We start from the raw sequence: 21327 nt of genomic DNA on the forward strand, positions 1-21327 counted from the left end.
TTAAATTTAAATCTTATATCATTTCTATAGCTTTTTTAGGGCATTTTTGATAGCAAACTTTACAACCTATACATTTATCTGGATCAACTTTATGTATCGCCTTTAGTTCACCCTCGATTGCATTTGTTGGGCAATTTTTGGCACAAATTGTACATCCTATGCACAGATCTTCGATTACTCTAGCAGTTTTTCTTTTTGATAAATCTCCACTAATTGCTTTTGTCGGACATTTTTCAACACAAACCATACACTGAGTACATTTTGAATAATCTATTTTTGCTAAGTTATTTTCAAAAGTTATTGCTTGGAAAGGACAACTCTTAACACATATTTGGCATCCAATACAACCAACACTGCATTTTTCCTTTACATCTTTACCTTTTTCCTTACTATTACAATCTATAGATACTTCCTGTCCATATGGAATCCAATGAATAACAGCTTTTGGACATGCTTCTATACATTTCCCACAACCTACACATTTCTCCTCATCCACATGAGCTATTCCATCATCATAAACGTGAATAGCATCAAATGGACATACATTTTCACATGTACCAAACCCAAGACATCCATATGAACATGATTTTGGACCATTTGCAACCAATGACGCAGCTTTACAATCCAATATCCCGCTGTAAAGAGATTTATTTTTTGCATTTGAATTAGTTCCATTACATATGACATTTGCAATCATTTTAGTTCCAGCTGAAGCATTTACACCCATTATTTCAGAGATTTTTTCTGCAACCTCTGCTCCACCTACAGGACAAGCATTAGTAGCAGCTTCTCCCTTAGCAATAGCGGTAGCTAAGCCTCCACATCCTGGAAATCCACATCCGCCGCAGTTAGCACCTGGCAAAGCGTTTAGTATCGCTTCTTCTTTAGGGTCAACTTCTACAGCAAATTTCTGAGATGCATAAGCTAAACCTGCTCCGAAAACCAATCCCATAGCTGAAAGACTTAATACTGAATTTAAGATAGAACTCATAGTTTGACCTCCTATTTTACTAAGCCACTAAAGCCTAGGAATGCGATTGACATAAGACCTGCACTAATAAGAGCAATTGGGAATCCTTGAAAAATTTCAGGAATATCGGATATTTCCAACCTCTCTCTGATTCCAGCGAACAGAACAATTGCAAGTGTAAATCCTACAGCTGCAGCAAATCCATTAAATATAGTCTCAATCAAGTTATACTCACTTTGAATATTTAGAATCGCTACCCCCAAAACTGCACAGTTAGTGGTTATAAGAGGTAAATATACACCAAGAGCTTGGTATAAAGTAGGACTTGTCTTTTGAATTACCATTTCTACGAATTGAACGAGTGATGCAATTACTAGAATAAATGCTATGGTCTGCATATACTCAATCCCAAGATTTACTAGAATTAATTTTTGAATTAAATATGTAAATATTGACGCTAAAACCATAACAAAGGTTACAGCCATCCCCATACCAAGAGCTGTTTCAACTTTTTTAGAAACTCCTAAAAATGGACATATCCCTAAAAATCTTGATAATACAAAGTTATTAACAAGTATTGAACTAAGCATTATAATCAAAATCGATTTTATCATAGTTATTCCTCCTAACTAGCAGATTGAATTTCTTGTTTTTTATTTTTTTTACCTTTAGTAATCTTTTTAAACATAGCTAGCATCATACCCAGAGCTAGGAAAGCACCTGGAGGAAGTATCATGATAATTGCTGGCTTAAAAGCCTCACCAAAAAGCATAAGCCCAAATATAGAGCCTGCTCCTAATATTTCTCTAACAGATCCTAGCAAAGTTAGCGACAATGCGAATCCCAATCCCATACCTATACCATCTGCTGCTGCTGATACAACTGAATTTTTAGAAGCAAAGCTCTCGGCTCTAGCTAGGATTATACAGTTTACAACTATAAGTGGTATAAACAAGCCAAGCGACTTATCAAGAGCTGGAACATATGCTTTTAATAACATTCCTACAATTGTAACAAATGTTGCAATAACAACAACATATGCAGGAATTCTTATTTTTGAAGGAATCACTTTTCTCAATAGAGATATGGCTAAATTTGACATTGTTAATACTGCAGTTGTTGCAAGACCCATTCCTAAACCATTCATCGCCGAGGTTGTAACAGCAAGAGTTGGGCACATACCTAGAACTTGTGAAAAAATTGGGTTCTCATCTATAATTCCGTTTTTAATTATCTTAAATAAATTCACTTTAGCACCTCCTATTGTATGTTATTTTTAAATAATTCAATTGCTGTATTTACACCTTTTGTAACTGCAGCCGATGTTATTGTAGCTCCAGATATTGCTACAATTTCATTCTCAGCTGGCATACCATTTTTTATAACAACTAGATTTTCATTTGTCATTTTCGTATTATATTGGCTAATAAAAGCCTCGTCCTTTGCTTTTGCTCCAAGACCAGGGGTCTCATTCATAGTACCAATAGATACTCCAGATATCGTTCCATCTACAGTAATTCCTGTTGTTACTTCTATTGCTCCTGCATATCCTTTTGGAGCAGTTTTTATAGTATATCCTACTATGTCTGAGCCTTTTAAGCCTTTGTATACTTCTAAAACCTCTCCTCCAAAGTCATCTTGGATTAACTCAAAGCTATCAGCATCAGAAAGTATAGATTTTCTTGCCATATTATTCGCTTCAATTATCTGAGCTTCAATTACAGGAAATGTTATTTGATTTACAAATCCTAATAATGTTGCTGCAATAGCCGTAATAATTAACAAAATAATTCCCAACTTTACGATTTCATTTTTCATTATTTTGCCACCTCCCCAAATACTCTTGGTGAAATATATTTATCTATAAGTGGAGTTGCTACATTCATTAATAAAATTGAGTAAGAAACTCCTTCAGGATATCCTCCGTAGTATCTTATAACTGCAGTTAGTAGACCGCATCCAATAGCATAAATAATTTGACCTTTTTTTGATACAGGAGATGTTGTATAATCAGTGGCCATAAAAAATGCTCCTAAAATTAAGCCTCCAGCTAAAATGTTGTAGCTTAACATAGAAATATCAAACCCAGAAAAAATAAACGTTAAAACAGCAACAGTTCCTATGTAGTATGTTGGTATTACATATGTTATTACTCCTCTATAAATCAGATATATTCCACCGATTATAAGTAGTATTGCAGAGGTTTCCCCAATACATCCCCCAACATTTCCAATTAATAAATCAAACATAGATGCTGAAGCTGCTCCTGCTTCCGCTCCCTTAATTACTGCTAAAGGTGTCGCTGTAGCAACTGCGTCAGTTCCTGTAGTAACCCAAGATGTCATTTCTACTGGCCAAGAAGCTAATAGCACTGCTCTAGCTGCAAGCGCTGGATTCATAAAGTTATGACCCAGACCTCCGAATAGCTGTTTTACAACAGCAATAGCAAAAACTGCTCCTATAAGAGTCATCCACCAAGGTAAAGTTGACGGAACATTGAAAGCTAATAAAAGTCCAGTCACTGCTGCACTATAATCTTTAATTGTAATTGGCTTTTTCATTAATTTTTGAATTAAATATTCTGCAGCTACAGCTCCTAAAACAGCAACTAGTATGTTAACAATTGCTCCAAATCTAAAATAATATATCGCTGCAATTGTAGCTGGCAAAAGTGCAATAATAACATCTCTCATAACAGTATTAACATTTTCATTAGTCTGTATATGAGGAGATGATGACAAGGTTAGTTTTGGCATTTCCATTTATATCACCCTCCTAATTTATTTAGATTCTTTTCTTTTCTGAGCTAAAATTTCACGTTTAGCAACACGAATTGATTGTAGTAACGGCCTTGCTGAAGGACAAACAAATGAACATGATCCACATTCAATGCAATCAAGAGCTCTAAATTCCATTGCTTTTTTGTAATCATTCTTTAAAGAATATGCGCTTATGAATAACGGCTGTAAATTAGCCGGACAAATATTTACACACTTTGCACATCTCATACAGTTTTGAACTTCTTTTGCCTTTGCTTCATCATATGTAAAACATAATATTCCAGAAGAACCTTTAGTTGCTGGTACTTCTAAAGTAAATTGAGCTATTCCCATCATCGGGCCGCCACTGATAACTTTGCTTGGTTGGGTTTTAAATCCACCTGCTTGATCAATTATTTCACTGTATAAAGTTCCTATTTTTATTAGAATATTTTTAGGATTTGAAATTGCCCCACCCGTAACTGTACATATTCTATCAATAAGTGGCATACCTGTTCTTATAGTTTTAGCAAGCTGAGCAGCTGTAGCAACGTTATTAACCACTACCCCCGCATCCATAGGAAGACCCCCACTAGGAACCTCTCTATTAGTACATGCATATATAAGTTGTTTTTCAGCTCCTTGAGGATATTTAGTCCTAAGTCCAACTACCTCAATGCTATTAATCCCTTGAGCAGCCTTTGATACACTGGCAATACAATCTGGTTTATTGTCTTCTATTCCAATGTATCCTTTTTCTACACCTAAAATCTTCATTATTCCTAATAATCCATTTACAACATCCTCGGGTGTTTCTAGCATCAATCTATGATCCGCTGTTAAATAAGGTTCGCATTCTGCTCCATTTAATATTACAACATCAATATTTTTTTCTTTAGGCGGGCTAAGTTTTACATGCGTTGGGAAAGTTGCTCCACCCATACCTACTATACCAGCATTTTTAACTATCTCTAAAAGTTTCTCAGAGGAAAGGTCTTTAACCTCACCGTACGGCATAATACTTTCATGGATTTCATCATTAAAATCGTTTTCAATAACTATACAAGTTGTCATTTGTCCACCTGGCGTAGTCATAGGCTTTATAGCTATAACTTTACCAGATACCGAAGAATGAACTGGAGAAGAAACAAAACCCTGTGGTTCTCCAATAGCTTGACCAACCTTCACAATATCTCCAACATTTACAACTGGGCTACATGGAGCTCCGATATGCTGGGCCAATGGTATGTACACTATTTTAGTTTCTATAGCCTTTTCAACCGGAAGATGTTCTGTCAGTTCTTTATTATGTGGAGGATGAATTCCTCCTTTAAAGCTTAATAGCTTCATAAATGTTCCCTCCTTAATCTTTTTCGTATATTTATTTAAAATAAATGAATAAAATAGCAATAAAATGTATACTTTATTCATTTACACTTGTCCTTATAAAGTATACTACATTTTTTTAAAAATTTAATTTTAAATATTTTATTAACAATATTTTTTTTAAAAAAAATAACCGCTTATTTAAGCGGTTATTCAATAATCCTTGTAGCACCCATATAAGAGTTTCGATAATGCTTTTCATCTAGAGATGAAATCATCACTTTCATATTCCTCCCTGATGATGCATGAATGAATTCTCCGTCTGACAAATAAATACCTACGTGATTAACTCTGTCTAGACCACCGCCTGTGTCAAAATACACAATATCTCCAGTTTGTAGCTCCTCTTTAGATACTTGAGTTCCTTGCTTGCTCTGAGAAGTAGATGTTCTAGGTAGGTCAATTCCTAAAGATGTCTTGTATGAATAAGAAACAAAACCTGAACAATCAAAGCTGTTTGGTCCTGAACTTCCATAGTTGTATGGAGTTCCTAATTTTGATTTTGCAACTTCAATCAGAGAATTAATATCTCTTGAAGCTCCTCTTGATACAGTAGCAGACTTGTTTAAATCAGATGAAATATAATCGCTATGTACATATCCTATCAGTGAATTTAATCTTACTTTAGTCCACTGACCACTTTTTTCAATTATTTCGACCTTATCTCCAGTATTCAAAATATGAATTGCTTCACTTTCAGTAGTAGCATTTCTTCTTAGGTTTACGCCCTTATTAGTGATAAAGCCGTCTTCTATTTTTTTAACTTGACTATCTGAGGATTCAATAAATCCTTCTATTCCTGTTCCAAGTTTAATCTTAGTCCATCCATTCTCTTCACCTACAATTAAAATTTCTTGCCCTTTAGAAATTCTAGATATTACAGCTGAATTTGAGTTTGAATCAAGTCTAATATCTATTATAGGTGATTCCACTACTGCTTTTTCGTATTGATTTGCATCCGCTATTGCCGGAAATGAAAGTATTATACTTGTAGTAAACAAGCACGATAGTAACCATCCTTTTTTCATCGGATACCTCCTAATTTAAATTTGATTTACCCTCAAGCGTTTTAAATTGTTATGTTATTATTGAAATTACTATTTTGTAAGTTATATATGTTTTAGTTGTTTTGTCATGTTAAAACTAATTATTAATACCTAAATAATCATTGTGAAGGTTAACATTTTTAAATTATACTATAAATCAAATTAAATTGCAACTTCACTTTTCGCTATAAGTTGTATCCTTGTAATTCTTTTAATTTCACCAAATCAAATATTATGTTTTTAATATGGTAATTATATACCATGAATAAATCATCATCAGACGATATTGTATTGTAAATATCTATTTCAAGGTGCTTTTTTATAATATTTGCTGTGCTCTTTGATATTTGTTTGTCAAAGTTTTGAATAATATTAATATTGTGATAAATTTCATCGAGCAACATAAGAGATTTAATAATTAGTTCCTCTTCCTTATAATTTTTTTCTCCACTTAAAAATTCAGACTTATAAATTTCGTAGGATTGATTTATTTCATTAAGCTTACCACTATATTCTTTTAGTTCAAATGGAATATTAAGCACAAAATATTCATAGAGTTCTTTATCTAGATAGCTAATCAAGTGTTCTAATATAGTTGATATTTTTTCTTTATGTTTTGGTCTGAACACTAATAAATTAACAGTAAAAGCAACTATAATTCCAATAGTTGTATCAATAACCCTAAAAGCTGAATACACAAACACATTTTCTTCAGTATTTAACATAATTGAGCAGAAAACAATAAGTGTAATAACAATAGATTTATTCCACTTTAATTTATTATTTATATGAATTATAAATATAGTTCCAAGACCAATTAATAAAGTATTGTTAGGGCTAATTTGATAAAATAGCATACCTACCATTGCACCAAAAACTGTTCCTAGAATTCTATTTATTCCACTTTTGTATGATTCATTTATACTTCCTTGCATACTTACAATTGCACCTATAATTACAAAAATCGGATTATTCAAATTCAGTATATTTGATATAATAATACAAATTACAACAGAAATAGCAGTTTTAATATTTCTCATCCCACCATTAAAATCACCCTTTCACATTATTATATTACCCAATAAATTTGATTTATCCTATAAAAAATAGAGCTATCTAAATTTAGACAGCTCTTATTTTGAATAAAACAAGTTTTTCATTCATCCATTATTAGGTTTTAATTAATTCAATATATATAGCTTTTATCGTTTTACATAGCGTTAAATGTTGGATTTCATAAATATACTTATTAAATCTTAATACAATTCAAGCTATGGTGCGAGAGATGGGACTTGAACCCACACATCACTAAGATACACGCCCCTCAAACGTGCCTGTCTGCCAATTCCAGCACTCTCGCATCAATCTTCACGCAATTGATTTTAGCATCTAAACGCTCAGTATGTCAATATTCTATTCGTATATTAAAGCATATTTGTTTCTATAACTCATTACTTTATTTATATATGCTTTAGATTCTTCAAAAGGGATTTCCCATTTTGTATAGTCAGTATCTGACAAATATCCTTTAGATATCCATGCATTTACATTACCTGAGCCAGCATTATATGCCAATACCGCTAACTCCTCAGATCCAAATTCATTAATAAGCTTTCTCATATACCAGGTTCCTACTTTGATATTATCCTCTATATTGTAATAATTCATAGTTGGAGACTCAAGTTCACTGCATCCCCAACTCCAGGTTTTGTCAATGATTTGCATCAATCCTTTAGCTTCTTTTTTTGATTTAGCATAAGGATAAAAATTACTCTCTGCTTTAATTATTGAAAAAATAAGTTCATCTTCTATTTGATATAAATCTGAGTATTTGAAAACGTACTCTTTATATTGCTGTGGATATTTTATAAACAACAATAATTTAGGCTCAGATTTATATCCTAAAAATAAAATCAATCCAATAAATAAAATTATCATAATTCTTTTCATATTAAACATCAGATATTTCCTTTTTTATTTCCAAAATAATTTCGTCAACTTGACTATATAAATTTTCAATAGTGCTATTATTGTAAACTATATAATCTGCAAACTTAAGCTTCTCATCAATACTCATTTGACTATTAATTATACTAATAGCCATATCAGCCGTAATCTTATCTCTTTTTATTATCCTATTAATTTGCTCATTTTTATCGCAGACAACAACAATTATCTTGTCTACCTTCTTATGAAGCTCAGTTTCTATAAGTAAAGGAGCATCAAGAAAAACTACGTTTTGAGACTCTAACAGTATTTCTATCTCCTTTTCAATTTCATTTATAATAATAGGATGAATAGCCATATTTAGTCTTTGTAGCATATTTGAATTATCAAATACTATTTTTTTAATTTTTTTTCTATCTACTTCTCCGTTACTATTTAAAATTTCTACTCCAAACACTTCTAAAATAGCTTTATATCCATTTGAGCCAATATTATAGGCTCCTTTGGATATTTTGTCTGCATCTACAACACTATAACCTTTTGATATTAAATAGTTACTTACAGTTGACTTTCCTGTTCCAATTGAACCTGTTATTCCAATAATCATTTTATTTTGTTTCATACCAAGATTTTCCCCATTTAGCATCAACTGTAAGTTTAACATTTAAGTCTACAGCGGATTCCATTTCTTCTTTTAATAAATCTGCTACATATGATTTTTCACTATCAGGTGACTCAATTATAAGTTCATCATGAACTTGTAGTATCAGTTTAGATTTTAACCCTTCAGATTTAAGTCTAGCATATACTTTTACCATTGCAATTTTTATAACATCTGCAGCGCTTCCTTGAATTGGAGTGTTCATAGCTAATCTTTTTCCTAAATTCTTCATTATAAAATTATTTGAACCCAGTTCAGGAATGTATCTTCTTCTTCCAATATAAGTTTCTACATAACCATCATTTTTTGCCTTTTCTACTATATCTTCCATGTATTTTTTTACATATGGATATCTTGCAAAGTAATTATCGATATATTCTTTAGCAACTTGCTTTGATATTCCAAGATTATTTGATAAGCCAAAATCACTTATCCCATAAACTATTCCAAAATTAACTGCCTTTGCAGCGCTCCTGAGTTCTTTAGTGACCTCATCTAAGGGTACATTAAATACTTCTGATGCTGTAATTGTATGAATATCATCACCTTTTGAAAAAGCATCAATAAGTCCTTCGTCATTAGCAATGTGTGCTAGGATTCGAAGCTCAATCTGAGAATAGTCAGCATCCACTAAATACATGTCCTCTGGAGCTACAAATACTTTTCTTAGTTCGCGCCCAATTTCTAGACGTACTGGTATATTTTGCATATTAGGCTCAGTTGAAGATATTCGCCCAGTAGTTGTAATAGTTTGATTAAACGATGAGTGAATTCTGCCCGTTTTTGGATTAATTATATTTAAAAGCCCATCTACATATGTGGACTGAAGCTTTGTATATTGTCTATATAAGGTAATTTTATCTATTATAGGATGTTTATCTGATAAAGCTTCTAAAACTTCAGCATTTGTAGAATACCCCGTTTTAGTTTTTTTGATTGCTGGAAGCCCAAGCTTATCAAATAAAATATGTCCAAGCTGTTTTGGAGAGTTAATATTGAAGTTTTCTCCAGCATATTCATAAATGCTTGCTTCTAAAGTTTTAATTTCAATATCGAATTTTTGTTTTAGTTCATTAAGTACTTCTTTATCTGCGCTTATGCCTATATATTCCATATCCGCTAAAATCTCAACTAGTGGCATTTCAACTTCATAAAATAAATTGTGCATATTATAATTTTCAATAGTAGTGATTAAAGCTTCTTTTCCTTTATCAACAATATCTAAAACTGAACATGCGTAGCCTGATATCTGAGCATCTGATAAATCTTTAAAGTCTTTTTTACTTTTACCTTTGCCCAAAAGCTCTTCTAAAGATAGCACATCCCCAAGATTGTATTTAAGCGCTATATCTTTGATTTCGTAGTTTGAGCTAGTTGAATCAATTAGATATTCAGCTATGGCTATATCAAAATAAAGCCCTGTCAAATTTATTTCATATGGCTTTAAAATTAAACAGTCATTTTTTAGATTATATCCATACTTCTTTATTTCTGGATTCTCAAATACATCCTTAAGCTTTAATACATCCTTTTCTTCAATATTAAAAAATTCTTCATCTATCTTCACAAATAAATTTATCAATCTTTTGTCACTAACTAATCCAGATTTTGCAATAGAAAATAAATTTAAAGATTTCAAACTAGTTGCTTTATCTATTAATAACTCAATATCATTTGAAATTAAATACTCCTTTTGCACTTTATCAATCAAACCAGATTCATCATTTCCAACCTTACCTATCAAGCTATTAAATTCAAATTCTGAAAACAAACTGATTAAAGTATTTTTGTCTATATCCTTCTTTTCAAACTCATCAACTTTAAGCTCTAAAGGGATATCTACCATAATAGTTGCAAGGCTTTTACTCAGAAAAGCCATATCATATCCAGCCTCAAGCTTTGCTTTTACGCTTTTAGAAATCTCATCTATATTCATATAGATATTTTCTATGCTTCCATACTCTTTCAAAAGCTTAATTCCTGTTTTTTCGCCTATTCCTGCTACTCCAGGAATATTATCTGACTGATCTCCCATTAATCCCTTTAAATCGATAAATTGCTGAGGCGTAAGCTCATATTTTTCAGTCATTTTATCTGGATCATATTCATCTAGCTCTGAAATTCCTTTTTTAGTAAATAAAACCTTTATTTTATCACTTACTAATTGAAGAGCATCCTTATCACCAGTAATTATATAAACTTCAAAACCATCTTGCTCAAAATTTTTAGCAACTGTACCTATTAAGTCGTCTGCTTCATAGCCTTCAAGTTCAATTCTATTTATCCCGAAAGCATCTATCATTTTCTTAAGAGGCTCTACCTGCTCTCTTAGTTCATCCGGCATCTTTTTTCTGTTACCTTTATACGCATCGTACTGCTTATGCCTAAAGGTCGGTGCTTTTAAGTCAAATGCCACTGATATATGGCTTGGTTTATAGGTATCCATTATTTTGAATAATATATTTGCAAATCCATAAATAGCATTTGTATGCTGTCCTTTTTTATTCATCAATTCAGGCAGAGCATAGTAAGCTCTATTCATTAAACTGTTTCCATCTATCAAAATCAATAATTTGTCCATTATATCCTCCAGTGATACAAGAGCTCCATCCATTATTGCAATCAATGATTGCTAACAATTCTTGGAAATCTTGTCATATTGACAATAAGTTTTTTTCAAGTAATTTTCCTAAAGAAATTATATCAGAAAGAATGTCAAATATCCAATCAAGTCATTATTGATTTTTATATAAACATATGCTAATATAATTAAGTGCTATATGCGGGTGTGGCGGAACGGCAGACGCAGCGGATTCAAAATCCGCCATAGGTGACTATGTGGGGGTTCAAATCCCTTCACCCGCACCACTTTCTTCAAAAAGTTCTCTCCAAACATTTTTAGCAAATTCATCCAATCAGGATAACTTTGCTATTTTTTATACCATCAGTTTTTTTAATTATCTATATTTCAAACCCTTGGTTTAAGGCTATATGATAAAGTGGTAATATAGCTTTTTTAGCAACTCCATGAAATTTTCTTTTTCGATTTTTCTACTTTTAACCATTTAATTTTCTAAATTTTTCTTATTCAGTATACTTACCCAAATTATTCATAAAAAATAAATTAGGCTTCGTACTTTTTCCATCGCACAAACTTATAGAGTCAATTTCTTTAGCATAAATATTACATTGTATTAGAAAAGAAAAAGACTTATCTATATTTAAGGCCGGCCTTAAATATAGATAAGTCTTTTTCTTTTGATGGATTCTCACAAGTTATTTTATATATTTTGTATATCACTTACCTTCATCAAGATAACTCTCTTTATTGAGCGTGCAAAAATAATACATACCTTATCAAATGCATTTGATTTTACTTAAAATTAAATATTCCTAAGAACAAGCCTTTTAATTTAACTTCTTTATAGTAATCATCAAAAGTATATTCATATAAAATGTCATCTTTGTTGTCAACTGTTTCATAAGATTTAGCTTTAGCTTCTTGGTAGTTTTCAAAGTGTTTTGGTACCATATCATCTTTTATTTCTTCATTTTTTATCATAATATATGGAGAACCAACTAAACTTTGATACTCCCAAAAATATCTAAATTCGTATATTATGTCTTTTTCATCAATAAATCTAACCACTACAGTATATCTATCTCCCCAAACTATATCTCTACTAGCCCATGAACCTTCAATGTACTGAAAATCATCTGTTGTCTTTAAAAAATTATGGACAGCATGTAAAGCTACATCAGAACGGATCTTTTGTTTTGCATAGAAAAAATAAAAGATGCTAGACATAATAATAAAAACAACAATAGTAATTATAGTTTTTTTAATTAGTTTATTCATAAGTGTAGAAATCTCCTTGATTAAATTAATCATCCTGAGAATCCTTGATGTTAATTATAGGGTTATCATCAATTTTATAAAAATTATATTTTGCATCATTAATAAGTATTGTAAATGAATTATCGCTACAAATAATCTCTTGCTCAGGAATAATATTACTAGATTCAATGCTATAAAGACCTTTGCCAACTTTTTTATAGCTGCCTTTGCTGACTAAGTCCGTATCACTTTTTTCTTTTTCTAAATGATTATAGTAATAATATAATTGATCTTTTTCATCAAAACTTATAGAGGAAAAATTTAGCTCGTCACAATTATAGGTTCCATTTAATACATCTGGTTTAGCGAAAGCATTTGGAGAATATAAAGATTTCATAAAAATAATAATAGCAATTAATAAAATCAAACCTAGAAAATACTTCTTTTTCATTAATGAGTTCTCCTTCTGTAAGAAATTCAAAGGATTAGCATTTTGAATTGAGCGTAAGCTAATTTGTATTTGGCATAAACATCCCTGAAATCAAGCCTTTTAACTTAACTTCATTATAATAATCATTAAAAGAATATTCATATAAAATGTCATCTTTTTTATCATCTGTTGATAAAGTTTTGTCCATAGCTTCTTGGTAATTTTTAAAGTGTTTTGGTATCATATCATCTTTTATTGCTTCACTTTTTATAGTTATATATGGAGTCCCAATTAAACTTTGATACTCCCAAAAATATTTGAACCTATATGTTATATCTTTTTCGTCAACAAATGTAATTCCTACAATATATCTATCGCCCCAGACTTTATCTCTACCTGAGTATGAATCTTCAATATACTCAAAGTCATCAGTTTCCTTTAAAAAATTATGGACAGCATGTAAAGCTACATCAGAACGTATCCTTTGTTTTGCATAGAAAATATAAAAGATGCTAGATAAAATAATAAATATGATAATAAATAGTATAGTTTTTTTTATTAGTTTATTCATAAGTATTATACTCTCCATGATGTCCGGCTTGAGTCCATATTGTCAGATTCGTAAATTTTAGTGAAGTTCGAATTTTATTCTGTAAACTCTATCATATTTTCAAATGTCATGTCATCTGGGCCTATAAGGTCTACAAAAGTAACATCTTCAGCGATATATCCATCATTCTTGTCTCTAAAATAATCTTCGTAGGTATATCGTTCAGATGCATAGGATGTTCCTATATTAACAATGATGATATTAAGGAATAAAATTAGAACAGATAAAGATTTTAATAACTTCATATTTTCTTTCCAATCTTTTTCGTAGTTAGGATAAATAAACGTTCTTAACAACATAAACAAATACTTAATACCATAAAATATAAAATTAATTTTTAAATAATTGAATAAGGCTGTGAAAGGTTAACGATTAAAAAATAATTTTATATTAATATTATTATACGAAAAAGAATGGTAAATATTGTTAAAATTTTAATACAAAAAATTAACAGATTGAGACATTTAATTTCTATTGTTATATTAATTGGCTATTTAATTATTAATTAAGAAGTCTTAATAACGTTCTTATTATTTTCTCACAAAATATTTTTTCTCATTTTGATTCATTGAGTTGGGCAATTTGTCTATGGAGATTTTAATCTTGAGCGCTTACCCTTGCATATCCTATAAGCATATTTGATTCCACCTTCCTTTTTATAAAATAAAATATAGTATTTAAAAAACAATTTAAAAAACCCATACATAGTTTGTATGAATTTTTAAATTCAGGATTATTTAGAATTAAATATTCCAGAAATCAAGCCTTTTACTTTAACTTCTTTATAGTAATCATTAAAAGTATATTCATATAAAATGTCATTTTCATAGTCATCCTTTGTTGCATAAGATTTAGCCTGAGCTTCTTTATAATCCTTAAAGTGTTTTGGAATCAGAGTTTCTTTTGGAGAATCGTTATTTAAAATTACTCTTGGTGGGCCAACTAAACTTTGATATTCCCAAAAATATCTATAATCATATATTATGGCTTCTTCATCTATAAATTTAACTCCTACAATATATCTATCTCCCCAAACTTTATCTCTACCAGACCAAGAGTCTTCAATATACTGAAAATCATCCGTTGTCTTTAGAAAACTATGAACAGCATGTAAAGCTACATCAGAACGTATCTTTTGCTTTGCATATGCAAAATAAAAGATACTAGAGAAAATAATAATAAAAAGAAAAAGTAATATTATTTTTTTAATTAGTTTATACATAAGTATTATACTCTCCATGATATCCGGCTTTAATCCATTTAGGTAAATCATATAGTCTTACTATTGTAGTAGTAGTAAAAGTTATGGTTCTAACCTCTTGAGGATACTTAAAAATTTATTATATTTTTTCTAAATCCAGAATTATTATCATACACAAAATTATTTATAGTTTTATTAAAAATTCAAAGGTGTTTTGTCTATGGTCTGAATCTTATTTTTTTAGATAAATAAGATTCTATGAGATTTATAGTTTAACTTAACTATTAGAAATATCAATCTGTACATTTTTCAAGTTGGAAATATAAAACTTGTTACTTTATTGTATTACATTTCTTGAAATCTAACTTTATAATTAAACAATAATTAACTCTATATAATTTTAAGAATGTTTGAGGTGATTAATATATGCATTCAAACTATAATAACCTATTCAATATTGAACTTGATTTAGTCTGGGCTATTTGGCTAGGAATAATTTTATCAATTATTATTACAAAGAAGATTAGAGATATAGCTTTTCTTTTTAGCAAATGTTTTTTTAAAATCCTAAAAAAATTTAAAAGATTATTTATGTAAACTGCTCAGCATTATAGCTTCATTTAGCATACTGAAATTATTCCAAATTCAAAACAAAAAACTCCTTAATTTAAAAGGTCTTATACCTATTCATAATTTATAAGGAGTTTCTATCTAATTACTTTAATCTAAAAGTAATTATAATTACTTCGATGTATTATTGCATGATTTACAACTAATAAAATCTAAATTTTGATAATATTTTTAAATATTAGCTTGCTCGAAAGCATAATACACTGCGTTTACTGCGCTTTCAAAATCTTCATTTTCTATTCCTATAATTATATTAATCTCACTAGAACCCTGCGATATCATTCTCACGTTAATTTGCTGTTCTTTTAGGGCAGTAAATAATCTAGCAGATATTCCTCTTGTTCTTATCATGCCTTTACCAACTACTGCCATTAATGCCATGTTTGGATATACCTCTACAGAATCTGGGCTTAATTTAATCCTTATCTCCTCGATAACCTTATCAAGTTTATTTCTGAGCTCTTCATCACTAATAATTAATGATACAGAATCTATGCCTGAAGGTATATGTTCTACTGAAATATCATTATCTTCAATTATTGATAATAGCTTTCTTAAAAATCCTTTTTCCTCATTCATAAGCATTTTTTCAATTGCTATAACTGTAAAATCTTTTTTCCCTGCTATTCCTGTAATAGTTTTAGGATATTTAGGGCTTTCAAAATCACTTAGAATAAGAGTTCCTTCATCCATAGGGTTATTAGTATTTCTTATCTGAATAGGAATTTTTGATTTTTTTACTGGAAACACAGCATCTTCATGAAGTACAGAAGCTCCCATGTAAGATAGCTCTCTAAGCTCTTTATATGTTATTTTTTCGATATGTCTTGGATGGTCAACTATTCTAGGATCTGCTTTTAAAAATCCAGATACATCAGTCCAATTTTCATACAAAGAAGCGTTAACTCCATTTGCAACTAGTGAGCCCGAAAAGTCAGAACCCCCCCTTGAAAATACTTTTACAATCCCTTTATCAGTAGCTCCATAAAATCCAGGAATAACAGCATAATCATAGTCTAGCGACATTTTATAAAGCCTTGACTGAGTCTCATCAAAGTTTAATTTGCCATCTTCAAGAAAAACTATCACTTCAGCTGCATCTACAAACTTAAACCCTAAATATCCAGCTAACACAATTGCATTAAGATATTCTCCTCTACTTACTATGTAATCAAGGCTCTTATTCTGATAGACTGTATTTTTAATTTCTTCACAATAACTTGATATATCTAAATCAAGTTCAAGCTCATTACATATTTGTATATATCTATCTTCAATTATTTTGAATGTCTCAATAAATTTCTCTTTATTTTCAATGCTATTATAGCATTGAAATAGCAAATCAGTTATCTTTTCATCGTCCTTATATCTTTTGCCTGGTGCTGAAGGCACAATATATTTTCTCTTTTTATTGGAAAAAACTATATCCTTCACTTTTTTAAACTGATTAGAATCAGCTAGTGAGCTTCCTCCAAATTTTGCTACGATTATTTCACTCAACAATGTTTCCCCCTTAAATCAATTTGTCTTCACTATACAAACAGATGTTTTCAATATAAAGATTTAATGATCTTATAGCTTTTTAGTGGGGTTGTCAAGGATAAAAGATTATTTTTATTTATGAATTAAATTTTCTTCCAATACATTTTGCTGTCAGAAAATTCATATGTCAGTAAATTTTCATCAGACATATATGATAAGTACGACCGTAATGTACTTCCTACTAGTATATATTGGTTAGCATCCATTTTTAATGAATATACAGAAAATATATACTGAAGAATATCTTCAAATAATTGTGGATTTTCACAAAATAGCAAAATATGATTAACAATTTCTTCTATCTTATTTCTATTAGCTTTTATCAAGCTCTTAATATTTTTCGTAGGCTCACAGTGAGATGGTACGTAAATATCAGCCTCTAATCCATCTAGCATATTGAGAGTTTCTATATATGCTTTAATATCATATATAAAAAATATGTGATACTTATTTATTATTTCCTCTGAAAAAAGACTGTCTCCTAAAAAAGCTACTTTATCGTCAGTTATAATACCAATCATATCAAAAAAATGCCCTGGAAGCTTAATATAAGATAAGCCTATGATTCCAGCTGTTTCTATATCAGAGGTTGGATTGCTTGCTTCTGCCATTATAAATTTGTTTCTGATAGCTTTAAATGGATATCCTCCATACAAAAATGAGGGTTCTAAAACTGGATGCTTAGTAAACGAATTTTCAATACTTGTAGATATAATTTCGCAGTCGTGTCTTGCCTGAAGCATTTTATTGCCCCCAACATGATCTGCATTTGAATGAGTATTTATTATTCCTTTCAAGGTCCAATTATTTTCTTTAATATGCTTGTCAATTTTTCTAGCTGCATCTTTGTCATTACCACTGTCAATCAAATATATCTCTTTATCATTTATTTTAAATAATCCTACCTTTGAAGGAGAGTTAATATAATAGGTTTTATTAGTTAATGAAATTAATTCATACATGATTCTACCTCCATAAAAAAAGATTAAATGATATTTTTACTATAATATCACTTAATCTTCTATTTATCTTCCATAAAAATATTTTTTTGCATAATTTATTAATTATTTTAAAATAGAGTATCAACATTACATTTTTTGATAATTTTTATCAAAAACAATTAGGGCTTTTTTTGAAAGTTTTTAAATCCCTCTGAATATACAATACTATTGTCTTTTAAAACCCACATTGCTTCTAATCCTTCTTTGGATTCAACTAGTTTTTTACCTTCTTCAAGAGGTAAATTAAATACAGCTGTAGAATATGCATCAGCTATACCTGAATCTTTAGCAACTATACTCACTTGTCTAAAATATTCTGATGGAAATAACGTACTTGTATCTATAATATGGTGATATCTTTTTCCATCTACCATATAATATCTTTCATAGTCTCCACTTGACACTAGCGACATATCGCTTAAGTATAAAGTTCCTGTTATATCCTCGTCACTATCCTTGTTTGGATTTTGAATACCTACTCCCCAGGGCTTATTATTATCCTTAAGTCCAATTGCGCATACATTACCACCAACACTTATAACTCCGTTATCAAATCCATTTTTCTTAGCCTTCTCTACCACTTTTTGAGTTGCATAGCCTTTAGCTATTGCTCCTACATCAAGTTTCATATTTTTGTCAGGTAAATATACTGTAGAATTTATTTCATCTATAATGATTTCATTTATATCTGTGAACTTATTTGCATTTTGTAAATCTATAAGCTTCGGAAGCTCTGCCTTCTCAGGTTCTTCAACTCCATTATCCCTATATCTGCTCCAAATTCTAAGCACTGGTCCAAAAGCTATATTAACCTTTTTACCTGTTTCACTATACATCTCTTTGGAAAAATTAATTAAATCAATTATTTCTTTATCAACTTCTACTGGTTTAATTCCAGCATTATCGTTAATTGTTTTGATATTGTTTACACCTTCAAAATCATCATAGATATTATATAGCTGATGATAATGTTCTAATTCTTTATAAATAAATTCTGATTGCTTTTTAAATTCTTCTTCACTTTCAGAATAAGATATTATTTTAGTTACAGTATTAAATAAAATCATAAATTCTGCACTATAGGATTGCTTTTTAGGTACACAGCCAGTAATTAATATTGAAAAAATAGTGAAGATCATTATGATCTTCACTATTTTAGTACTTCTTTGCATAGATTAGTTTGCTTTTTTAACTGAAGCTTCAGCTAGTTTAATGAAATCAGTAACATGTACAGTTACAGATGACTTAAGTTCTTCTTCTTCAGTTAACCCATCAGCAGAAACTTTCATACCTTTTACTTCATCGGCTGTTTTACCTTTTATAAATTCTGCAAAAGCATCAGCTTGCTCATTCCACTCTTTGCCAATTGCTGAAGCTTTTTTCATTCCGTAGCCTTCTCCAAGCTCTTGCTTAGTTTTTAGCTCAGCTGTTAAATCAGAAGTGATTTTACCTGTAGCATCAAAATTAATATTAGCTTGAGAACCATCTATCATAGCGCTAGTGATTTTTCCATCAGCATCTGTAGTTGTAACAACATAAGTAGAATATGCTTGAGCAAGTCCTGCCTCATCTCCTGCATCTTTAGATTTTGCAATATTAGTTTCAATCGCAAGACCTAATTTGTCAGTAGAAGATGCACCGATTTCTTTAGCATTAGCTGCAGCTTTTTCAATACCAGCTATAAAATCTTTAACTTTAACAGTAACAGATCCTTTAATGTCGTCACCAGTTGGCACGCCTTCTTCTGTAACTGCAATACCTTTTATTTCTTCAACTGTCTTACCTTTTACATAATCAGCAAAAGCAGCAGCTTGCTCATTCCACTCTTTACCGATAGAAGATGCTTTTTGCATTCCATATTCAGTTCCCATATCAACCTTTGATTTAAATATTGTAGCTAAATCAGTAGTGATTTTTCCTTCTTTAGAAAAATTGATTTTAGTTTGAGCACTATCAATTACTGCGTTTACAATTTTACCGTCTTTATCAACGATAACTGCAATCGCTAAAGAATCTGTCTGAGCTAGACCATCTTCTTCTGCTGCATCCTTAGATTTAGCAACACTTGAAATAACAGCAAAACCAGTTTTTGCGTCTCCAGCTGCTGGCTCAGCAGTTTCCTCAACTGCAGGCTCTTCAGTTGGTGCTGGCTCCTCAGTAGTTGTTGATCCTCCACAAGCTGTTAGTGAAAAGATCATTGCAAATGACAATAAACCTGCTAACATTTTTTTCTTCATAAACAAAACTCCTCCTATTTTGTAAAATAAATTTTTTATTTAAAGGATAGGTATGAACTACCTTCCATTAAACCAAGTTCATAAAGCAAAAATAAAAACAAATAATTAAAGTAAATTCTTTAGCTTAAGATATTTAGTCCTATTCTTTTTAAAGTAAATTATCTATCATCATGGTTATGACTAATCCTAAATTTAAGATTACATAATTTTTTATAGAAACTATAAAGGTTTCTGATTTAACCTGTTGGTTCTCAAATTCTTTTAATTTTTTTGCCACAGGAATTATTCCGACTAATGCTACTAGTGAAATTACTCCTAATTCTCCTATAAATACAAGAACAGGAATCATTAAATATGATATTATATATATCCATTTAAAGATACTAACTGAAGCTTTTTTACCGATATAGTAAGGTAAAGTATGTCTTTTTTGCAAAATATCCTTTTCTAAATCACAAGTATTGTTTGCAAGCATTATCCCTGCAGTTGTAAGTGTTGGGATGGCAAACAATAATACTAAATGAATTAAATTAATATAGTTTGCCTCTAATAAAATGTGTGTATCGGTAAACAAGACTTTTAAATAATATCCCTCAGGAAAATTAATGTACAGTAAAATCAGAGGAATAAAGAATCCATAGAATATCCCCGAAATTATTTCTCCAAAGGGAGTTCTTGAAATAGGAAGTGGTCCAAAGGTATAAAAAATACCAAAGGCAAAGCATAAACTTCCTAAAACCAAAACTATCCAATCTGTATAGTAAACCAATACTAATCCTAGAGCTATACTAATTGCTAACATTATATATATTAATGTTCTGCCCTTTTTCCTGCTATATGGAATACTTTCACCATTGGTTTTAGTATCAATATAGTTGTTAATTGCAGTTGTTTCTAAATCAAATAAAAACATAGCCATAAAAAATAGGATAGTTTCAAATATTTTTACTTGTTGGTTTTTAGACATAAGATACAGTATTGATATTAGAAAAGGAAATAAGCTGGTTATCTTAGTTTTAATTTCAGTAAACTGAAAGTATCTGGATATAGTAGTGCTGCTTTTTTCCAT

General features: G+C 30.3%; 21 protein-coding genes and 2 tRNA genes. 1 reads left to right on the forward strand and 22 read right to left on the reverse strand.

Annotated features, from left to right (window positions below):
- Positions 1 to 13: 13 nt before the first annotated feature.
- The 12 genes from rnfB to polA form a co-directional block, all read right to left on the reverse strand.
- Entirely contained in the window at positions 14 to 991 is a 978-nt protein-coding gene (rnfB, locus tag CLOST_RS07140) for an RnfABCDGE type electron transport complex subunit B (protein WP_013361610.1), read from the reverse strand.
- Between the two features lie 11 nt (positions 992 to 1002).
- Positions 1003 to 1584 carry an electron transport complex subunit RsxA gene (rsxA, locus tag CLOST_RS07145; protein ID WP_013361611.1) on the reverse strand — a complete coding sequence of 194 codons (582 nt, stop codon included), beginning with the start codon at positions 1582 to 1584 and terminating at the stop codon, positions 1003 to 1005.
- A gap of 11 nt (positions 1585 to 1595) precedes the next feature.
- Positions 1596 to 2219, reverse strand: coding sequence for an electron transport complex subunit RsxE (gene rsxE / locus CLOST_RS07150; protein ID WP_013361612.1), 624 nt, complete (start codon positions 2217 to 2219; stop codon positions 1596 to 1598).
- A gap of 11 nt (positions 2220 to 2230) precedes the next feature.
- Positions 2231 to 2788 (reverse strand): RnfABCDGE type electron transport complex subunit G, encoded by a 558-nt coding sequence (locus CLOST_RS07155; RefSeq protein ID WP_013361613.1) that lies wholly within the window; start codon positions 2786 to 2788, stop codon positions 2231 to 2233.
- Positions 2788 to 3732: an RnfABCDGE type electron transport complex subunit D gene (locus CLOST_RS07160; protein ID WP_013361614.1), complete on the reverse strand. Its 945-nt coding sequence runs from the start codon at positions 3730 to 3732 to the stop codon at positions 2788 to 2790. The genes CLOST_RS07155 and CLOST_RS07160 overlap by 1 nt, the downstream gene beginning before the upstream one ends.
- A gap of 18 nt (positions 3733 to 3750) precedes the next feature.
- Entirely contained in the window at positions 3751 to 5079 is a 1329-nt protein-coding gene (gene rsxC, locus CLOST_RS07165; protein WP_013361615.1) for an electron transport complex subunit RsxC, read from the reverse strand.
- Positions 5080 to 5264: 185 nt separating this feature from the next.
- Positions 5265 to 6143 (reverse strand): C40 family peptidase, encoded by an 879-nt coding sequence (locus CLOST_RS07170; protein WP_013361616.1) that lies wholly within the window; start codon positions 6141 to 6143, stop codon positions 5265 to 5267.
- A 203-nt stretch (positions 6144 to 6346) separates the two neighbouring features.
- The gene (locus CLOST_RS13565) at positions 6347 to 7201 is read right to left on the reverse strand and encodes an FUSC family protein (RefSeq protein WP_013361617.1); all 855 of its coding nucleotides are present in this window, start codon (positions 7199 to 7201) and stop codon (positions 6347 to 6349) included.
- 234 nt (positions 7202 to 7435) lie between these two features.
- Positions 7436 to 7521, reverse strand: a tRNA-Leu gene (locus tag CLOST_RS07180).
- A 53-nt stretch (positions 7522 to 7574) separates the two neighbouring features.
- On the reverse strand, positions 7575 to 8099 hold the full coding sequence (locus CLOST_RS07185) for a lytic transglycosylase domain-containing protein (RefSeq protein WP_162091643.1): 525 nt from the start codon (positions 8097 to 8099) through the stop codon (positions 7575 to 7577).
- A 13-nt stretch (positions 8100 to 8112) separates the two neighbouring features.
- A complete protein-coding gene (coaE, locus tag CLOST_RS07190; RefSeq protein WP_157858290.1) occupies positions 8113 to 8730 on the reverse strand; it encodes a dephospho-CoA kinase in 618 nt (205 codons plus the stop codon).
- Positions 8717 to 11350, reverse strand: a complete 2634-nt coding sequence (polA, locus tag CLOST_RS07195; RefSeq protein ID WP_041487142.1) for a DNA polymerase I — start codon at positions 11348 to 11350, stop codon at positions 8717 to 8719. Before polA ends, coaE begins: the two co-directional genes overlap by 14 nt.
- Positions 11351 to 11551: 201 nt before the next feature.
- Here polA and CLOST_RS07200 point away from each other — a divergent pair.
- Positions 11552 to 11637, forward strand: a tRNA-Leu gene (locus CLOST_RS07200).
- Positions 11638 to 12142: 505 nt separating this feature from the next.
- Here the strand turns inward: CLOST_RS07200 and CLOST_RS07205 are convergent.
- The 10 genes from CLOST_RS07205 to CLOST_RS07250 all read right to left on the reverse strand — a co-directional run bounded on the left by CLOST_RS07205 (position 12143) and on the right by CLOST_RS07250 (position 21327).
- Positions 12143 to 12628: a hypothetical protein gene (locus tag CLOST_RS07205; RefSeq protein WP_157858291.1), complete on the reverse strand. Its 486-nt coding sequence runs from the start codon at positions 12626 to 12628 to the stop codon at positions 12143 to 12145.
- A 25-nt stretch (positions 12629 to 12653) separates the two neighbouring features.
- Positions 12654 to 13058 (reverse strand): hypothetical protein, encoded by a 405-nt coding sequence (locus CLOST_RS07210; RefSeq protein ID WP_013361622.1) that lies wholly within the window; start codon positions 13056 to 13058, stop codon positions 12654 to 12656.
- 58 nt (positions 13059 to 13116) lie between these two features.
- Entirely contained in the window at positions 13117 to 13608 is a 492-nt protein-coding gene (locus tag CLOST_RS07215) for a hypothetical protein (RefSeq protein WP_013361623.1), read from the reverse strand.
- A 74-nt stretch (positions 13609 to 13682) separates the two neighbouring features.
- Positions 13683 to 13892, reverse strand: coding sequence for a hypothetical protein (locus CLOST_RS07220; RefSeq protein WP_041487143.1), 210 nt, complete (start codon positions 13890 to 13892; stop codon positions 13683 to 13685).
- A 488-nt stretch (positions 13893 to 14380) separates the two neighbouring features.
- A complete protein-coding gene (locus CLOST_RS07225; protein WP_013361625.1) occupies positions 14381 to 14869 on the reverse strand; it encodes a hypothetical protein in 489 nt (162 codons plus the stop codon).
- A 780-nt stretch (positions 14870 to 15649) separates the two neighbouring features.
- Complete coding sequence (locus CLOST_RS07230; RefSeq protein ID WP_013361626.1) at positions 15650 to 16978, reverse strand: aspartate kinase; 1329 nt, start codon at positions 16976 to 16978, stop codon at positions 15650 to 15652.
- Between the two features lie 125 nt (positions 16979 to 17103).
- Positions 17104 to 17982 (reverse strand): MBL fold metallo-hydrolase, encoded by an 879-nt coding sequence (locus CLOST_RS07235; RefSeq protein ID WP_013361627.1) that lies wholly within the window; start codon positions 17980 to 17982, stop codon positions 17104 to 17106.
- Between the two features lie 158 nt (positions 17983 to 18140).
- Positions 18141 to 19172 (reverse strand): FAD:protein FMN transferase, encoded by a 1032-nt coding sequence (locus tag CLOST_RS07240; RefSeq protein WP_231853127.1) that lies wholly within the window; start codon positions 19170 to 19172, stop codon positions 18141 to 18143.
- 24 nt (positions 19173 to 19196) lie between these two features.
- Positions 19197 to 20258, reverse strand: coding sequence for a hypothetical protein (locus tag CLOST_RS07245; protein WP_013361629.1), 1062 nt, complete (start codon positions 20256 to 20258; stop codon positions 19197 to 19199).
- Positions 20259 to 20406: 148 nt separating this feature from the next.
- Positions 20407 to 21327 (reverse strand): UbiA family prenyltransferase, encoded by a 921-nt coding sequence (locus CLOST_RS07250; RefSeq protein WP_013361630.1) that lies wholly within the window; start codon positions 21325 to 21327, stop codon positions 20407 to 20409.

It is taken from the genome of Acetoanaerobium sticklandii (assembly GCF_000196455.1).
Lineage (GTDB): Bacteria > Bacillota > Clostridia > Peptostreptococcales > Filifactoraceae > Acetoanaerobium > Acetoanaerobium sticklandii.

Bases quoted from the DNA above. Each gene is read 5' to 3' on its own strand.
- rnfB (WP_013361610.1), bottom strand. From the start codon at position 991: ATGAGTTCTATCTTAAATTCAGTATTAAGTCTTTCAGCTATGGGATTG.
- rsxA (WP_013361611.1), bottom strand. From the start codon at position 1,584: ATGATAAAATCGATTTTGATTATAATGCTTAGTTCAATACTTGTTAAT.
- CLOST_RS07155 (WP_013361613.1), bottom strand. From the start codon at position 2,788: ATGAAAAATGAAATCGTAAAGTTGGGAATTATTTTGTTAATTATTACG.
- CLOST_RS07160 (WP_013361614.1), bottom strand. From the start codon at position 3,732: ATGGAAATGCCAAAACTAACCTTGTCATCATCTCCTCATATACAGACT.
- rsxC (WP_013361615.1), bottom strand. From the start codon at position 5,079: ATGAAGCTATTAAGCTTTAAAGGAGGAATTCATCCTCCACATAATAAA.
- CLOST_RS07170 (WP_013361616.1), bottom strand. From the start codon at position 6,143: ATGAAAAAAGGATGGTTACTATCGTGCTTGTTTACTACAAGTATAATA.
- CLOST_RS13565 (WP_013361617.1), bottom strand. From the start codon at position 7,201: ATGAGAAATATTAAAACTGCTATTTCTGTTGTAATTTGTATTATTATA.
- CLOST_RS07185 (WP_162091643.1), bottom strand. From the start codon at position 8,099: ATGATAATTTTATTTATTGGATTGATTTTATTTTTAGGATATAAATCT.
- coaE (WP_157858290.1), bottom strand. From the start codon at position 8,730: ATGAAACAAAATAAAATGATTATTGGAATAACAGGTTCAATTGGAACA.
- polA (WP_041487142.1), bottom strand. From the start codon at position 11,350: ATGGACAAATTATTGATTTTGATAGATGGAAACAGTTTAATGAATAGA.
- CLOST_RS07205 (WP_157858291.1), bottom strand. From the start codon at position 12,628: ATGAATAAACTAATTAAAAAAACTATAATTACTATTGTTGTTTTTATT.
- CLOST_RS07210 (WP_013361622.1), bottom strand. From the start codon at position 13,058: ATGAAAAAGAAGTATTTTCTAGGTTTGATTTTATTAATTGCTATTATT.
- CLOST_RS07215 (WP_013361623.1), bottom strand. From the start codon at position 13,608: ATGAATAAACTAATAAAAAAAACTATACTATTTATTATCATATTTATT.
- CLOST_RS07220 (WP_041487143.1), bottom strand. From the start codon at position 13,892: ATGAAGTTATTAAAATCTTTATCTGTTCTAATTTTATTCCTTAATATC.
- CLOST_RS07225 (WP_013361625.1), bottom strand. From the start codon at position 14,869: ATGTATAAACTAATTAAAAAAATAATATTACTTTTTCTTTTTATTATT.
- CLOST_RS07235 (WP_013361627.1), bottom strand. From the start codon at position 17,982: ATGTATGAATTAATTTCATTAACTAATAAAACCTATTATATTAACTCT.
- CLOST_RS07245 (WP_013361629.1), bottom strand. From the start codon at position 20,258: ATGAAGAAAAAAATGTTAGCAGGTTTATTGTCATTTGCAATGATCTTT.
- CLOST_RS07250 (WP_013361630.1), bottom strand. From the start codon at position 21,327: ATGGAAAAAAGCAGCACTACTATATCCAGATACTTTCAGTTTACTGAA.